General features: G+C 58.7%; 1 protein-coding gene. It reads left to right on the top strand.

What is annotated here, in order from left to right:
* Positions 1-218 precede the first annotated feature (218 nt).
* Positions 219-19,574, top strand: a complete 19,356-nt coding sequence (locus tag TBK1r_RS35535; RefSeq protein ID WP_145220698.1) for a beta-propeller fold lactonase family protein — start codon at positions 219-221, stop codon at positions 19,572-19,574.
* Positions 19,575-19,615 lie beyond the last annotated feature (41 nt).

Here is a 19,615-nt window from a genome sequence, read left to right as displayed (position 1 = left end):
AACGCGCCGGGTGGTGTCAACATCGCTGATGTGGGGAGCGATCGACGGCTGAGCTTCAATGGTCAGGGTGGGGTTTGGCGGCCAGCCGCCGGATTTTGCGGCGCGCGTTGTTAACCGCTAAGCTAGTGATCCTCTCTCCCCCTGCCCACACTCATTCCCCTCCTCATCACCGGATCGCCGGGCTGCTTTCCCCAGTCGCTTGGCTCGAGGTTCGCAACATGAAGTCTGCGCGACGCAACCGCCCTGTCTCCGAGCCGAATCGTTCTGATCGGGGACCGCAACGACAGCCGCGACAGTCCCGACGCCGGATGCTCTATGAGTCGTTGGAGGCACGTCATTTACTGACCGCGTCGATCGAAGGCTTGGTGTTTGCGGATTCAAATCAAGACGGTCTTGAAAACAATGCCGAAGCGGGAATCGCCGGAGTCACGGTCTATGCCGACCTGAATACCAACGGAGCGCGGGACGCGGGTGAACCGTTCACGCAAACCACCGCGGACGACCCGGGGACACCGGGCGTTGACGAGCTTGGCCGCTATGTGCTCGACAACCTGAGCGAACAGACCCATCACGTGACGATCGAGCTTTCGGCCAACACGCGGCAGACGGCGCCGCTTTCGCCGGCAACCGCGTTAACGTTGACCCTGTTTGAAGACGCCCCGCGGCCGTTGCAAAACTTCGTCTCCGGACCAACAGATGTTCAAGTTTCACCGGACGGCCGATTCGTGGTCGTGGGCTGGGACCAAGGGCAACGTGTCACCACGTACGCACGGCGTGCTCAAGATGGCCAGCTGACCTATCAAGCCGATTTCTATGGCACCACGCTTTATGGGATTCGTCGCAGCGTGTTTTCACCCGAAGGGCGCTTCCTCTATGTCCCTGCCGGGTATTCAGATGCCATCAACGTTTTGCAGATGGATTCTTCGGGCGCGTTGTCCATGGTGCAGTCGATCACGATCAATGACGATGCCAACCTCGATCGCGTCTACGCCCTCGCACTCGCGCCCGACGGCTCACAATTGTTCGCGACCTCTTCAACGACCCAATCAATGTTGGTCTACAACGTTGATGCATCAGCCGGAACGCTTTCGTTAGCCCAAACGTTTACCGAAGGCGTTGACGGTGTGGTCGGGATGAACTTCCCCCAACAGCCGCGAGTTTCGCCGGACGGAACGCTTGTCGCCGTCGCGACTCAGGCAAGCGGCGGACCACTGACGTTACTCGATCGTGATCCCGCGACAGGCGTCGTAGCGCTCAGCGGGACGAGTCTTCAGCTGGGGTCCAACCGAGACGTCATCTTTTCCGACGATGGTCGTTTCTTGTATGTCGCCGATTTTAACGGCCGACTTTGGACGCTGACGCGTGATGAAGTGACAGGTGATGTCCAAGTTCAAGGGTCGCTCGACTTGGGCTCCAAACGTCTGGACAAGTTGGTGATGCGTCCCGATCAATCCGCGATCTATGCGACCTCCAGTTATACCGATTCGCTGTTGGCCTTTGATCGTGATCCGACCAGCGGTGCGGTGACATTGAACCAAACGCTCGATTCAAGCGACGTCCGGGGCATGGAAGACGCCGAGGGCGTTGCGATCAGCCCCGACGGCCAGCATCTCTACTTGGCCTCCCAGGCGAGCAATCGTCTTCAGACCTTCTGGACCAATCCCACCGGGCGATCTGCAATCGCATCGCTGGTCACCACGGTGGATGGTCAATCGGTCACAAACATTCATTTTGCGGTCAGCGACGCGTCACCACAAGTCACTGGGTTTTCAACCACGTCGGTCAGTCCCGAGCCCGCAGATCAAGTCGATTTCACGCTTGTCTTTGACGAAGCCGTTTCCGGCGTGGACGTAGGCGATTTTCAACTGTTTAACAGCGGCCTGGCCGACTCCGCGATCACATCGGTCAGCGGCGGGCCGACCGATTACACGATCACCGTGACGACACCAGGCTATGCGGGGAATCTGCAATTGCAATTGATCGACGACGATACCATCGTTGATGCAAATGCGATTCCCTTGGGCGGTATCGGAACCGGCGCGGTGGTCCGTCGCACCGCAGCCTTGCACGTGGATTCGCTCCCTCCCCAGGTCGCCGCCATTGCCGCTGCGCCGGGCGTTGCTCCATTGGCTCGTCAGCTTTCTTTCTTCGTGACGTTTGACGAGCCGGTCAGCGGCGTGGATGTGACTGATTTTCAATCTGTCGACGGCGCGGGGGCCGTTGGCAACGTGGACGCCGTCGTCGCAACCAACGACGCCAGTGTTTATCGCGTCGACGTCAGCGTCACCGGTACGGCCGGTAGCATTGCGCTCGCGTTGGTCGACGATGACACAATTGTGGATGTGGCGGCCAATCCGCTCGGCGATGTCGGCACGGCGGGTAGCGGGGCCGGTGACGGATCCGTTCAATCCCCCGTCGTCATGATCGATGACGCAACCATCAGTGGGCGCGTTTGGGTCGACGCAAATGCGGACGGGCTTTCGGATCTCAATGAATCCGGGCAATTTGGAATCACGGTCTACGCCGATCGCAATGCAAACGGATCACGAGACGCCGGCGAACCCTCCGTGGTCACGCAAGACGATGATCCTGCGACGACCGAGATCGATGAAACGGGAATGTATACGCTGACCGGCTTGGCGGCTGTGACGACGTATGAGTTAAGGGTTGATGCGACTCAGTATCGTCAGACCGCTCCGGTCTCCCATGCGCAGGATGACGGCTTATTGAGCTTTACGGATTCGGTCTTCGGTGGCGTGAACAGCTCGGACACGCTGTTTTTGACGTACGGAATCACGCTGACCCGGGACGGAAAGCAACTGTACGCGTTATCGCCCAACGGCAACAAGGTCTCCCTTTTCAATCGCGCGTCGGTCAGTGATCCGTTTGTGTTCGACAGATCTTGGTCCGACACCAGTCCCGGCTTTTCCGAGCTGGGCGCACCCAGGCACTTGATTTTCGGGCCTGACGAGGGTTCGGGGTACTTGATCGCGGACAATACGATCTTTGTCGTCGGTCGTGACAGGGCGACCGGCGAACTGAGTGTCGTGGACACGGTTCAGGGGACGGTCGGTGAAGGCAATTCGTTTGAACGAATCAGTTCCGCGGCGGTCAGCCCCGACGGCGAGTTCCTCTATACCGCAGGAATCTACAGCGACACCCTGTCAGCCTATCGGATTGATGTCGCAACGAGACTGTTGCAACCGATTCAAGAGTTGCGTCACGAAATCGATGGCGTCGACGGCCTGGACAATCCCAACAAAGTTCAGGTGTCGCCGGATGGTTCTCAGTTGTTTGTCAGTGCGTTTTTTTCGTCAAGGTTGACGGTCTACAACATCACGCCCGGAAGTGGCCGTCTGGTCGAGTCGCAGTTTTTCAGCGGACTCTCTTCATCCTCCGATATAGCCTTTTCTCCCGATGGGCAATTCGCGTACTCCGCAACGACTTCCAGCGGATCAGATAAAATCAGGGTCTTCCGGCTGATCGCCGGGCAGTGGGTGCAACAGGCTGGTGGAGCTTTCGGCCTGAACGCGCCACACGATTTGGAGATCAGTGCGGACGGTCGGTTTGTCTACGTCGCGGACAAAACGCTGGACGCGGTCGTGACGCTTTCCCGTGATACACAGACCGGTGAGCTGACTTCCCTTCAAGTCGTGAATGATGTTGCTCCACACGATGCCCTCAATGGTGTGGAATTTGTCAAACTATCGCCCGACGGTCGTGAGTTATTCGCCGCAGCGGCAAGCGACCATAGTCTTACACGGTTCACCCGTCTGGGCGGCGATGTCACTTCGGAACCGCATGTCATCACGACGGCACGGCGCGACACGATGGCTGCCGACTTTGGGATTCGAATCCTGTATCCCTCGGCGACCAGCCTCCGTTCCGCAGTGGTCGGCCCCGTCTCGGATCCGACGGTATCCTTCACTGCGACGTTTGACGAACCAGTGACCGGCGTGCAGCCGAGCGATTTCGTGATCGAGTCGACGGGCATCAGCGGGGCGTCGGTGCTGAGTGTGACCGGAGGTCCGATGCTGTACGACGTCTTGGTCCACACGGGCAGCGGCGACGGAACGCTGCGTTTGCGTCTGATCGATGATGATTCCATCCTCAATGCCGCAGCCTATCCGCTCGGAGGAACGGGGTTCGACAACGGAGGATTGCTCTCCGATCCGATTTCGATTGTGAATTCAGGATCGATCAGTGGCCGCTTGGTCGTCGACACCGACGAAGACGGTTTCGGGGACCTGGGTGAGCCAGGGCTCGCCGGAGCGACCGTTTTCGTCGACATCAATACCAATGGCCAGTTCGATTCCGGCGAACCCGTTGCGATGACCGCGGTTGATGATCCAGTGACCACGACGGTGGATGAATCGGGGGCGTATCGAATCAGCGGCGTCGGTCCCGGTAGCCACTCGGTTATGGTGATTCCACCGGCCGGATTCGCGTTGACCAATCCGGCAACGCGTTCGGCAGGATCGGGCGTCGTCACCCTCGTCCAGTCGATCAAGGATGGGACATCGGGAGCCAACTACTTAGATGAAGCCGCCGGCGTGACGACCAGTCCAGACGGCAACTATCTGTACGTCGCCTCCTATAACGACGATTCAGTCACGGTCTTCGCGCGGAACGCCGCGACCGGACAATTGACTGTCGTTCAGCAGGTCGTCGAAAACATCGGTGGCGTCACGGGACTGTTGGGTGCACAGTCGATCGCGATCAGCGAAGACGGTGAAAGCCTGTACGTGGCATCGTCAATCGGCGACTCGTTGGTGATGTTCGATCGCGATCCCAGCGACGGGACGATCGCTTATCTCGGCAGGCTTCGTGATGGATTCAGCGGTGCTGATGGGTTGAACAACGCAGTGAGCGTGCAGATCAGCAAAGACGGCCGGCACGTCTATGTCGCGGCGATCGATGATTCGTCGGTCGCCGTGTTCACCCGCGATGCCTCGACCGGCTTGCTGACGTTTGCTCAGAAATTGACGGCCAACACCGCGGGCGCTTTCGCGGTCGAAATCAGCCCCGACCAACGACACGTTTATGTTTCGGGCCAGGTGCAATCGGGCGTCACCGTTTATGACCGTGATTCAACAACCGGATTGCTGACGCTGAAGCAAACGGTCCGCCAGACCGATTCCGGCGTCAACGGATTGTCGGGGGCATCTGGGATCTCGATGAGCCCTGACGGGAAAAATCTGTACGTCGCTGGATACTTCAACGAAGGGCTTGCGGTGCTCGATCGCGATCTCGTGACCGGTGAGCTTTCGTTTAATGAATTTGTACCCGACCCGAGCAGCACTGCAACGACGCGTCCGATCTCGGTCTTGGTCAGTAGGGACGGCCACCATGTCGTCGCGATGTATGAAATTTATGACGCGATTGTGATCTACAATCGAGACTCCGCAACGGGAAAATTGACGACTCGACAAGTGGTGCGTGACGGGTTCGGCGGCGTCGACGGACTCAACGGCGCTTGGGATGCCGAGTTTTCCAATGACGATGAGTATCTGTATGTCGTCGGTGCCTATGATGATGCGGTGGTTGCGTTTGACCGTGATGCCGGACCCTGGGTCGCAACGAACGTGGCCGTCGAAGTCGTGCTCGGCGAAACGTCCGTGCTCGCTCCGTTCGCGGCGGTCAATCTGATCCCGGCTGTCGATTCGGTTCAATACTCGGGCACGACTCCGGCAAATCAATCCCCGATCACGATCGATGTGACGTTCAGCGAGCCCGTCACCGGGTTCGATCTGTCCGACATCTCGCTCGGGGGCAATGTTGTGTCGGCCAACGTTGTCGATCTGTCGGGAAGCGGCGCTGATTACGTGGTCACGATCACGGTGGGTGAAGACCAGGGCACGTTGGAACTAACGATCCTGGATAACGACTCGATCGTCGACGTTCAAAGTGTTCCTCTGGGAGGGCCCGGGGCAGGCAATGGCCAGTTTTCGATGGCTCCGCTTGAGGTTGATCTGCTGGACCCCTCGGTGGTGTCGATCACGGCCGGACAGTCGAGTCCGACTGCGGAAAACCGAATCGATTTTACGATCGATTTCAACGAACCGGTCACGGGCGTGCTCGAGTCGCAATTTTCAATCGTCGGGACCAGCGCGGATGCGAGCATCACGAGTTTTCAAGCGTCTTCGACCATTCCGGGACGCTACTACATTGAAGTCTATGTCGGAAGTTCACTCAACTCCGAAGTCGGGCTTCGTTTTAACGACGACGACGCGGTCGTTGATGCTGTCGGGAAACCCGTCGGTGGACCGGGGATCGGAAACGGTGATTTCGACAGTGCGTTGATCGTGGTCGATCGCGACGTCTCGATATCGGGTGTGATTTGGGATGATGTCAATCGCGACTCGATTCGTGACGTGGGTGAACCCGGGATTGCAAACGTCACCGTGTACGTCGACTTGGACGACAACGGGCAGTTCGACGCGGGGACCGAACCCAGTCAAGTCTCTGCGAGCGATGACCCCGCCACGACGACGATTGATGAGACCGGACAGTACACGTTCGATGGTCTGGCGGCCGGTTTTCGCACGGTGCGTCTTGTCTCGGCCGATCCCAACGTCCAGCAGAGCCATCCGTCGAGCGGTCGCGTCTTTCCTGCCGGCCAATCGTCTTTGGGCCAGCCGCTCAGTAACGACGACAAGAGCATCGTTGCCAGCGACGACGGGAAGTTTCTGTACGTCGCCGACGAGGGCACCGATGACATCCTTGTCTATCGTATCGCTGACGATGGGACCGGGATCGAACGCATCATGACGATCGATCACGGAAACGACACAAACAAGGGATTTCGCGAGATCACGTTGTCTCCTGATCAAAAACATCTTTATGTGACCGGCTATGACGGTGACAACTTGGGCGTGTTTGATCGCGACGCAGAGACCGGCGTGATCTCGCATCGTCAAACGATCACCGGTGGCGGCTACTTGGTCGAAGTCAGCCCCGATGGTCGATTTGTCTACACCGGATCCTCCGCGATCAAGACCTTCACGCGAGATGCGGTCACCGGCGAGTTGACTTATGCGAACCAGTTTTTCGAGGGGTTTGTTCGCGACCGCAGGGACCTGGCCATCGATCCGAGCAGCGGATTTTTATACACCGCGGTGGATGCGGTACCCTCGTTCGGTTCCATCCAGCCCGATTTAATCGAAGTGTTCTCGATCTCCGCCGTGACGGGCGAATTGACACGTCTTCAAGTTTTGAGTGAAAGCTTGACGGGAGACGACTCGCTGGATGGCGTTCACTCCCTGGCGATTTCGAGCGACGGACAATTTCTGTACGCCGGCGCTCAGGATGACGACGCGTTGACCGTCTACTCGCGGGGAGCGTCGGACGGCCTGTTGCAGCGGATTCAAGTGGTCGGTGGGGCCCCGGGGTTGGCGACCGCGATCAAAGGTCCCGAGGCCATCGCGCTTTCATCGGACGGGAACCTGCTGTATGTGGTTGGCACCTACAACATGCGGTTGGCGATCCTGGATGTGGACCAGGCGACGGGACGATTGACGTTGTTGGAAACATTCGGACAAAACAGCGGCGCGCCCTGGGGCGAGGACATGGCGCTGACCGATGCGAATCCGTTCTTGTATGCCACTTCAGATCGCTTTATCAGCTATTACCGCAAAACCGAGGGTCTGCGTGTTGCCGAGCCACACATCGTGCTTGGTGCGGCCGGCGGTGATTATGACGGTGCAGATTTCGGTTTGGTTGATCTGGAACCGAATGTCGTCATCATCGCGCCGACGACTCGGCCGCGTGAGGGGAACGCGACCGCGCAGATGACGGTCACATTCTCGGAACCCGTCACGGGAGTCGACGTCACAGATTTTATTCTCGAAGCAGATCAAATCACCGGATCGTCGGTGCAATCGGTCAGCGGATCAGGAGCGGAATACTTCGTGACGATCGTCACCGGCACGCCCGATTTTCCCGACGCCGACCGGACGCTGACATTGCGTGTGGTCGACGACGAAACGATCATCGACAACAACGGCAATTCACTGAGCGGCCCCACAACGTTGGGAACCGATTCGGTCAGGAGCATTCCGCTGGTTCTGGATCAAAAGCCGCCGCAAATCGACTCGGTCGCTCGCCTGAACGACGAAAACACGACTGGTTCTCTGGTTCGCTATCGAATCGCGTTTGATGAAAATGTCTTCGATACGGTCGATGCCGCCGATTTTCAACTGATCGCGACCGGCCTGCCGGACGCGACGATTCAGGACATTACCCGATCGGGCAACCAATACACCATCAATGTGGCCACCGGTCTGGGGAGCGGAACGATTGAACTTCAATTAGCTCCCGGTGTCGATATCCAGGACCTGGCCGGCAATCCGCTCTCTGCCGGTGGCTTTGGTGATGCGTCTGTCCTGCAGACCCGTTACATCATCGAGCGAGATCCGACCGGATACATCACGGGAAAGGTGTTCGACGATGCCAACGGGAATGGCATTCTCGATGGCGCTGAATCGGTCGCGGTCGGTCAAACCGTGTTCGTCGACGCAAACCATAATGGCGTGTTGGATACGGGCGAGTCGTCGACGCTGACCGAGGTCGACGGCACTTACACGCTGGGGCCACTTTTCTCCGGCTTGTATGACGTCACGTTAGTCGTCCCCGTGGATGATGTCTTGACCGCACCCGCGCTTGGCGGTCGACCGATTGTTCGCGCCAGTCTGGATTCAACCGGACGCCAAATCGACGTGGCGGCCAGCAATCCATCAACCGATCGGACGGGCACGCGAGTCGCCTTCGATTCGCTTGCCGACAATCTTGTCGCCGGTGACGGGCCCGGGCGTGATGTGTTTGTCCGGAATCTGCAATCCGGACAAATCCAACTCGTCTCGGTCGCACACAACGGCTTGGCGGCCGACGGTGATTCCTCGCACGCGGTCGTGTCCGACGATGGTCAATTTGTCGTCTTCTATTCGACCGCAACCAATCTGGTTGAGAATGATACGAACGGATTCGCCGACATTTTCTTGAGGGACTTGGTTCAGGGAAAAACCGAGCGGATCTCGGTGGCATGGAACGGCGATCAGGGGGATGGCCCGGTCGGCATGGTTTCGGATATCGATTCCTTGGGACGCTACGTCGCGTTCAGCTCCCACGCGCAGAATCTGCATTCGGGTGATGTCAACGGATTCGAAGATATCTTTTTGTTTGATCGTGTTGAAAACCAGTTGACCCTGGCGTCTTTAACATCAAACAGACGTCAATCCGATGGCCCCTCGCACTCACCTTCGGTGTCCACCAACGGTGGACGCGTGGCGTTTCTGACGTCGGCGCCCAATTTGACGGGACTGCCCTCCGTCATCGGCGAACAAGTGGTCGTGCGGGCGCCCAAGAATTTCGGCAGCACCACGTACGTCTCCAAGGCGCCCGACGATTCCGGCGGCAACGGGACATCCTACCGGCCGTCGATCAGCAATGATGCAATGATCGTGGCCTATGTTTCCGACGCAAGTAATTTGGTCGCTGGTGATTCCAACGGCCAGGGCGATGCGTTCATCTATGACTTTATCAGCCGCGAAAACACTGTCATCTCGCGTCGCCCCGACGGTACCGCGGCGGGAGGCGCGACGGGCATCACGTCGATCGACGAGAACGGTGAACTGGTCGCGTTCGTGTCCAACGCGACGGGGCTTGTCCCTTGGGTCGACGGCAGTTTTGAAGACGTGTTTAATTTCCACCGCAGCGGCCAGTATGTCGAACTGGTGTCGGCGGATTCCTCGGCGATCCCCGGCCAGGGTGATTCGTACGCGCCATCGGTCTCTGCCGACGGTTCGCGAGTCGTCTTTGCGTCGGTGGCGAGCAACCTGGTCACGGGTGACACGAATGGACTTGAGGATCTTTTTTCGGTCGACACGTCCCTCCCGTTGCCACCGGTCGGCGTACACCGTGTCACGACCAGTGTCCTTTCAACTTTGGAAAATATAGATCTCGCGTTTTCAAATCAGCCACCGAGTATCGTTTCGATCGATCCGGCGGTCACGTCGACTCGACTTGCCGCCATCGACTTCACCGTGACATTGACCGAACCCGTTACTGGGCTCGACGCGACGGACTTTGCGATTGATGTCACCGGCACTGCGTCCGCGACCCTCGCTTCAATCACCGGCGCCGACGACACGTACACGGTCTCACTCTCACTCGGGACCGGACAAGGCACGCTTGTCCTGCGACTGATCGATGATGATTCGATCATTGATGCGGAAGGCTTGCCACTGGGAAGGACGGGCAGCAACGGCGGCGCAGAATCGATGCCCGTCATTGTAGACAACCAGGCCCCGACCCTGGTCTCGATCACGAAGCTGGATCCCGACCCCACGGGTGACACTTCGTTGCGGTTCGCCGTCACCTTTGATGAACCCGTCGTTGGACTCCAGACGACTGATTTTTTAATCAACGCAGTCGGCGTTACTGGCGGCCAGATTTCGAATCTGACAGGCACGGATGCGTCTTACGTCGTCTCGATTTCACACAACGGAGACGTCGGGACGATCGGAATCGATTTCGTCGACGATGATTCTGTTCTGGATGCGTTGGGCAATCCGGTCGGTGGCGCGGGCAATGCCGTCTTGTCGGGACCGACGTATAGCATTGAAACCGGGGCAATCACCGGTGCAGTCTACTTCGATCACGATCGATCGGGAACAATCGAGTCGACGGACGCCGGTCTGAGCGGTCAGACTCTGTACATCGATCTGAACGGCGATGGCGACTTGGATTCTGGGGAACCGACGGCGGTGACGACGGCCGATGATCCGGCAACGACGACGATTGACGAAACGGGACGGTATCGTTTCGAGGATCTCGTCCAGAGTTCTTATCTGGTTCGTTGGCTGGGCGGCGCAGGGTGGGTGCAATCCGTGCCGAGCCTCGGCAGCGGTGTTGCAGTTGACTTGATGGTCAAAGACGGCCCTGCACAGGCCGACTTTGCCCTTTCCAATCAAGTTCCCGAAGTGCTTTCGATCACCACGTCGCAAACCGAGCCGGATGCCAACGACAAAATGACTTACCAAATCGTCTTTGACCAAGACGTCGTCGGCGTCGACACCTCCGATTTTGTTGTCGGATCGGTAGAGGTTGCGGGGATGACGATCAGTTCCGTCAGTGGTGGGCCGTCGAGTTACGATGTGACGGTCGACTTTGCGGCGGCCAGCGGCCAAGGTGACATCGCGTTGCAGCTGAACGATGATGATTCGATTCGAGATTTATTGAACGCCCCACTCGGAGGCGTCGGCACTGGAACAAACGTGGCACGTTCGTTGCCGCTGTTTGTGGATTTCCAGCCACCGACCGTGCTCTCCATCGTTGCGGTCAACGCCCCTCTGCTTGATCTCGCGGATCTTGTTTTTCAGGTGACGTTCAGCGAGCCAGTTAGCGGCGTCGACGCGGCTGATTTCGCGGTGGCTTTGTCGGGAGTTAGCGGCACTTCGATTCTTTCGGTGACCCCGCAATCCGGGAACGCGATCTACGAGGTGGTGTTGGACTCGGGCGTCGGAGACGGCACGATTGAGTTGGAATTGATCGACGACGACACGATTGTCGACTCGGCCGGTCATCTGCTCGGAGGCACCGGCGCTGGGAACGGCAGTTTTGTCGATGGCGACGTCGTCTTGGTCGAGCGATTCCCCCGACGCAGTCTGTCGGGACACATCTTTTTCGATACCGATGGGGACGGCGTCCGCGATCCGGGTGAAACGGGTGTGCCCGCCGCGGGAGTCTATTTGGATTTAGATAACGACGGGCAACGTGATGCCAACGAACCGGTCGGCACCGCCGCCAACGATGACCCGCAGACCCTGGGCGTCGACGAGGCGGGGTTCTATCGCTTCGGCAGCCTGGAACTGGGGCAATATATCTTGCGTGTCCGACCCGACTTGCGTTGGATCGACGACATCAATAATTTCACCGCGGTCACGCTGGAATTATCGACGACCGAGGCGGTTGCCGATTTGGGAGTCATTCCAAACTTGGCGGCCATCAACGGGCTGGTTTACGACGATTTGAACCGAGACGGGGTGTTGGACGCGGGCGAGCCTGGTTTGGCCGGATGGACGCTGTACATCGATGACAACGGCAACGACCAACTCGATGCGGGCGAACGCACGACCGTGACGTCGGCCGATGATCCACTAACCGCCGAAGACGAGACCGGACGGTATTCGTTTTCGCCGCTCGAGTTTCAATCGCACCGGGTGCAGCTGGTCGGCCGTCCGGAGTTCTTTTCGACCTCGCCCACATTCCTCGACCGCACGATCGCCGGTGGGGCATCGGTGGAGATCGCCAATTTCGGAACCACGGAGAACCTGACTCGAATCAGCGGGGCGGTTTTCGGCGACACTGATGGAGACGGCATTCGTTCGGCCGGTGAATCGGGGTTGGCCGACTGGACGGTGTTCCTGGATGAGAACCAAAACGGTCAGTGGGATACGGGCGAACCGACGATGCAAACCTTGGCCGACGATCCCGCAACGACGTCGATCGATGAAGCCGGAATGTTTGAGTTCACAACGCTCAACCTGGGAACGCATGTGGTCTACGCGTCGGAGCCCGTGGGATACCTGAGCACCAGCCCGAACCCCGTGTCCGTCTCCTTCACCGCCAGCACCGATGCCGCGGACGTCAGCTTCGCACTGGCAACCAATGACACCACGCTTTCCGGCATCGTCTTTGACGACGTCGATCGCGACGGTATCCGGGACGCCGGAGAAGCCGGGGTGTCTGGAGCGACGGTCTATCTGGACCTCAACGACAACGGCAGCCGTGATGTGGATGAACCGTCTCGGTTCACCGCCGCGGACGGACGTTACGAATTTCTGCATGTCGTTCCAGGAAACCACGTCGTGCGCGCGGATTTGCCGCCTTTGCACGAAGCGACGAGCCCGGCACATGAAGTCGCGGTGGCATTGAATCAGCTGATCACGGATCTGGATTTCGGCGCACGCTATCTCGGTTACCAGATCACCGGCACGCAGTTCGATGACTTCAATGACAATGGAGTGCGCGACGCGGGCGAACCCCCGTTGAGCGGCGTCACGGTGTTTGCCGATTTCAACAACAACGGTTTTCCCGATCCCGGAGAGCCGCAGACGACTTCAGGATCGGGCGGCGAGTACGTGCTCGCTGGGACGCAACCGGGAACGTTCACCGTTCGCGCGCTTTCGCCGGAGCATTATCGCCCCAGCGATTCGTATCCATCGCGAGATCGATTGTTCGGCATATCGAATTTACATTCCCAATTGCCAAGCCCCACACAACTGGTGCTGAGTGAATTCGATCCGGCCAGCGGCAACGTGTTGGGCGAATTCACCGTCAATCAACCGGTCACGACGGAGACGTCGTTGACGTTTGATGGGCAGAATCTGGTCTTGGTCAACAATGATTCTCATCGGCTGGTTCAGCTGGCGTTCGATGGAACGCAGGTCCAGGAGTTCTCGTTGCCTAGGGCGTTGACCGGGGCACCCTACGCGATCTTCGATGTGTCGTCTCCCGTGATGATCGGCGGATTCTTGTTTGTCGTTGCCGGCTCGACGACCGACAACATGGAATTGTGGCGGTCGGATCTGTATCCCGATGGTTTGGGCGCCAATTACGCTTCGACCGGCGACTGGGAACGGATTGGCCTGATCACGTTGACCAATCCACCGGCGACGCCGGGTGTCACGCTTTCCCTGCAGCGTGCCAGCACGACTTCAGCCGACGGTCGGAACCTCATCGTCGGCGTGAGCGCCTCGGCGCCGTTCCTGAACCATTGGCTGCAGATCGATCCGTTCTCGCAGACCGCCGAATTGGTCAACGATTTCAATACCCAGGATACGGAACGCGGGATGGCGCGGATCGGCGACGAAGTGTTCGTGGCCTACCCGGTGCCGTTTACCAACACGGACGGTCAGATCATCGTTTACAGTAACTCCGGCGGCGTCAATCGATCGTTGAACGGATTCCCGGCACAGCAGGGGCTCGCGGCTGGGCTGTATCGCGACAATGGGGTTGTTGTCACGCTTGCCGAGCGTGAATCAGTCGCCGATGTCAATCATTTTCACCACGCCGAACTGGCATCGATCAGCGGCAATGTTGCCAAGGATTTGGACGTCAGCGGGTCCATTGATGCGGGTGAACCCGCGCTGGCTGATGTGACGGTGTATGTCGACCTGGACGGCAACCGGCAATTCGATTCCGGCGAACCCTCGGCGGTCAGTGATCAAAACGGCGACTACACGATCGTGGGCTTGGTCCCCGATCGCTACACCGTTCGGCAGGTGTCACCGGCCGACCACGACGGATTTGCCGTCGCGGAATCGATCACCAGGCTGTTCACTCAGGCGACCGACGCCGGTGTTTCAACGATCTATGAAATCGACACCGAATCGGGAGCGGTGTTGAACCAATTCCCTTCACCCGGATCCGTCGAAACCCACGCCGGAATGACGATCTATGAAGGCGATCTGTATTTGGCCAAGTCAAATCAATTGTTCCGAATCGATCCGGACAGCGGTGAAGTTTTGGAGACAATTCCGACCACGCCGGGGTTGAAAGACGCGATCGAAATCCGTGACGGCGTCGCCTACATGACCCAGCAGGGCGGCGTTGGCATCGAGCAATTTGACCTTCAGCGGCGCCGGGTGATCACACAACTGGACATTCATGCGATCAACAACATCACCGGACTGGGGTACGTGATTTCGACGCAGGGAGCCGCGGTCGATCGTGAGAGTTTTCTCCTCGAGATGCGTTCGGGAACGTACAACGTCGACTTCCGTACGGGGCTGATCATCCCGCACACGCCGACGCATGGTTTTCCTTGGACCGCCTACCTGGCTGCTGCCGGAGGCGAATCGTTCACCTACGCAACCTATGGCACCTCGCTGCGCACGATCGCGACGACGTCCACCGAGCCCTACAACGTTCCGGGGGCTGTCACCTATCGCAATCTTTATTCGGCGATCTCAGGCACGGTCAGTGATTATGGCGCCGACGTCGACCTGCCCGCCGAGCACACCGTCTGGGTGGCGCAAAACGATTCCGTCACCGACGTCGATTTCGGAAACCAACCCGCGGCCGGCACGATCAGCGGCGTTCAGTTCGTTGACGACAATGGCAATGGGATACGAGACGCGGGTGAAGCACCGTTGGCCGGCATCACCGTCTTTCTCGATGAAAACGCCAACGGGTTTGCCGATCCTGGGGAGCCCCAAACCGTCAGCGCCGCCGACGGGACGTACCTGTTTGCCGGCGTCCCCCTGGGACGGCACCTGGTTCGTGCCGAGTCACCCGATCATTTTCGGCCGACCACGATCAGCAGTGTCACCGATCGTCTGTTCGGCGTCGCACGAGTCAGCAATGCAGGAAGTCCGACGGGCTACTTTCTGCAAATCCGTGAACTCAATCCCCTGACGGGAGACCGATTGAGTTCGATCGACACGACGATCCCCGTTGACTTGCCGTACACCGCCGCGTTCGATGGGAAGCGGTTGATCGTCGTGGATAACAACCTGGACCTGCTGTTCGAAGTTGCTCTCGATGGCCGTCTGCTCGATCAAACGCCGCTGCCGGGCAATGGGTCCACGTCGGTGTTCTCGCAAGGTCCCGTTGTCATCGATGGCACGATCTATCTGTTGACCAACGGCGGTGGGATGCCGATGCAGTTGCTGCGTTTCGACGCGGACACGAACGAATACTACGGGGCGATGCCGATCTCTCGCTACATCGACCCGGCCAATGAACTCAACGGATTGCCACAATTGTCGCTCTCGCTGAGCGAATCGCCGGACGGTCAGTCGATTTTGGCCTTTTCCAACGTCGATTCTCGTGTCTTTGTGATCGATCCCTTGACGGCGCGGATGACGTCCGTGATCGATTTGCCGCGGACCGATGACGGCGATTGGAGTGCGGCGGCCGTGGGGGGCGAGTTGTTCGTGCGGTCTTCGGGCAGCCAAGGCAACTTGGATGTCTATGATAGCCAGTACAATCTGCTCCGCACCCTCGGTAATCCCGCGACATCGGGGTTGGGCGGTGGAGCATTCGTCGACTCGGGGATCGTCGCGACCGTCACCTCCGCCGCCGGCGCGGCGGGAATTGATTTGGGGCACCGTTCCACGACGTCGACGATCTCTGGAACGGTGCTGGATGATTTCAACAAGAATCGCGCGGCCGATGGTGGCGAAACAGCTGCGATCGGAGTCCGTGTTTATATCGATTCCAATCGTAACGGTCGATTCGACAGCGGCGAACCCGAAACGCTCTCCGCAGCTGATGGATCCTATTCGTTCCAAGGGCTCACGCCAGGTGACTACACCGTGCGAGTGGATCAACCGGTCAGTTTAGAAGTACTGACCGATAGGGACGCCGTCTCGCTCTATTCGCTGGATGTCGATCAAGGTGTTTCGACGATTCGAAAATACGATCCGATCACCGGCCAACTGCTTCGTGAATTCCCAGCTCCCGGCACGAGCACGACGCTAGCCGGTTTGGCGCTCGACGATTCGGGGCTGTTCTATTCGGCAAATTCGACGCTCTGGAAACTTGATCCCGATGACGGACAGACACTCAACTCGATCCCGCTTCCCACGGGTGAGTACGGCGGGCTGGCGGCGATCGACGACCGAGTGTACGCGATCGATGCATCGAGCAATTTGCTGTACAAAATCGACGTCGACACGATGCAGGTGGTCGAGACGATCGACGTGAACGCCGTCAATCCGTCCGTTCCATTGGGAGTCAATTTCCAAGACAATTTAGGCGAGACGTCCGACGTCACACGTTTGATGACGCGTTTGCATTCCGGCGGCGGCACAATCATTCTTGATCCCGCGACAGGTCTCTATGAACCGCGAATTGCGACCAACCTCGGGACCACGGGGCTCTCCGGAGCGGAGGGCGAAATCTACCGAGCCTATGGAGGGCAGATTCGTGTGGAATCGTTACTGGAGGGATTCATCCGCAACGTGGCGACAGTCCAAGCTCCGTATGGAATCGGCGCCGCATCGGTCGCGTCGAGCGAGCACGTCGTCCGCGCGGCACCCGGTGTCGATCATTCCGAGCTAAATTTCTTTCAACAAGTCGACGGGCCGGCGTCCATCGGAGGCGTGTTGTGGGATGATTCGAATGCCGACGGCGCGATGGACAGCGGTGAGAGCCGGCTAGCCGGTCGGACCGTGTTTTTAGATGACAACCGCAACGGCCAGCTTGACTCAGGCGAGCCATTCGTCGTGACAGCCTCTGACGATCCGGCGACCAATGGAATCGACGAAACCGGTCGCTATCGGTTCGATGATGTGACTCCGGGAATCCACGATGTGGTCCAAGTCTTGCCGATCGGCTGGCGACCGACATATCCGTTCGCAGAAACGTTTGATGTTCAACATGTGGTTGCCAACGGGTATGTCGCGGGCGAGAACACCGGAACGAATCCCTTTTATGATTCGTCGATCAGCGACGGCGGAGCGTTCATCGCATTTTCGACGTACAACACGCTGCTGGCCGAAGACACCTATACCGGAGCGGACATCTACGTTCTGGACACGGCAGCCGGTCAGTTAGAACTGATCACGGTCTCCAGTGACGAAGCGGCCAGCAACGGACGGAGCTTGCATCCGGTCGTGAGTGCCGACGGACGATACGTCGTGTTCTGGTCCTATTCGACAAACTTCGTGGCCAACGACAACAACGACACGCTGGACATCTTTGTCCGTGACCGACAGCTCGGCACGACAACCTTGATCAGCGCCGTCGATCCGAGCCTTTCGACCGGAAGTTCGACGGCAAACAGTTATAGCTACAGCCCGGGATTCAGTGACGATGGGCGCTATGTCACGTTTTGGTCCAATGCAACTGATCTCGTACCCGGCGATACCAATGGCGTGTTTGATCTGTTCCTCCGCGATCTTCAGCAGGGAACGACCGAGCGGATCAATCTGGCCCCCGACGGCAGTCAGGCCAGCGGCGGGAACACGCACAACAGCCACCTCAGCGCCGACGGCCGTTTTGTCGCCTATTGGAGTTGGGCCGACAATCTGGTCGCCGGGGATACCAACGGCGTTTCCGACGCGTTTGTGCTGGACCGAGACACGGGCATCACCGAACGCGTCAGCGTCACGGCCAGCGGCGTTCAAAGTGACGCCAATGTTCACAACGTCAGCATTTCCGATGACGGTCGGTACGTTGTCTTCCACTCCAATGCAACAACGCTGGACAATGTCCCCGGCGCCGTCGGCACGCAAGTCTATCTGAAAGACCGAACGACAGGCGAACTACGGATGATCGGACGCGACCGAGACGGATTCGGACCCAATCAATCTGCCGTCCTGCCGACAATCAGCGGCGACGGGCGGTGGGTGGTGTTCAACTCTTGGGCCAGCAACCTGACCGACGATGATACCGATGGAGGCAGCGATGCGTTTTTGTACGACGTTGCCAACGACAGGGTGACGTTGCTCAGTCGATCGATCTCCGGGGGAGCCGGCAACGGTCGCACCGATTGGGTCCGAATCTCCAACGACGGTTCCACCGTGACCTTCAATTCCGCCGCGAACAACCTGACCTCGCCCACGACGGCGGGCGGGAATCTCTACTCGGTCAGCATCGATCAACTCACCGACGCAACCGTCTTCCAGTCGGTCACCGTCGCCTCCGGACAGACCCTTGACGGAATTAACTTCGGCAGCGTTTACGATCCGATCGCGCCGGGCGACCTCACGCTTTCGGCTGCCGGCATCGTTGAAAATCTGGATACCACCGCGTCTGACACGCTCATCGCACAGCTGTCGACGGTCGACAGCGACACGCCGACCGGACATTCCTATGCCTTGGTCTCAGGAATCGATGACGCAGACAATTCCAAATTCAACGTGGTCGGAAATCAACTGTTTCTCAAGCAAGGTCAGGTCGTCGATTATGAGGCACAAGCGGAGTATCGGATCCGGTTAAGCGTGACCGACACGACGGGATTGACACTGGAGAAAGCGGTTCGTCTGGACGTCGTCGATCGGCTTGAAATGGCACCGATCGATCTGGCCGGCGGTTCGCAACAGCGTTCGCTGCTTTCGTCGCTTTCGATCGCGTTTGACACGCAGGTCGACGTCGATCCGGGGGCGTTTGCGGTCCGTCATCGGGATCTCGGTGGCGACGTGGATTTCACCATCACGCTCGACCACAGCGGTGGAAAGACGACCGCGACGTTGACGTTTGCCGGCATCTACACCGAGGCCGGCGGATCCCTGATCGACGGGAATTATCAATTGACGATCGACGGCGACAAGGTTCGGTCGACGGTCGGCGGTCTGAACTTTGATGCCGACGGCGATGGCGTCGACGGAGGCCTGTATCAACTCGGCGAAGAAGCCGCCGACGGGTTCTTTCGCTTGTTCGGTGATAGCGACGGTGACCGCGACGTCGACGGCCAGGACTACGGACGATTCGGATTGACGTTCTTGAAAAACGAAGGTCAAACCGGGTTCAACGATGCCCTGGACAGCGACGGAGACGGCGACGTCGACGGCCAAGACTACGGACGCTTCGGCCAGCGGTTCCTGCGAACGCTGCGGTTCGATTGAGCGGCGCGCCTTACCGCTAATCAAGACTTCCGCGTGGTGCC

This window comes from Stieleria magnilauensis (assembly GCA_007753675.1).
In the GTDB taxonomy this organism is placed as follows: Bacteria; Planctomycetota; Planctomycetia; order Pirellulales; family Pirellulaceae; genus Stieleria; species Stieleria magnilauensis.
This window is presented reverse-complemented; position numbering and strand designations above follow the sequence as displayed.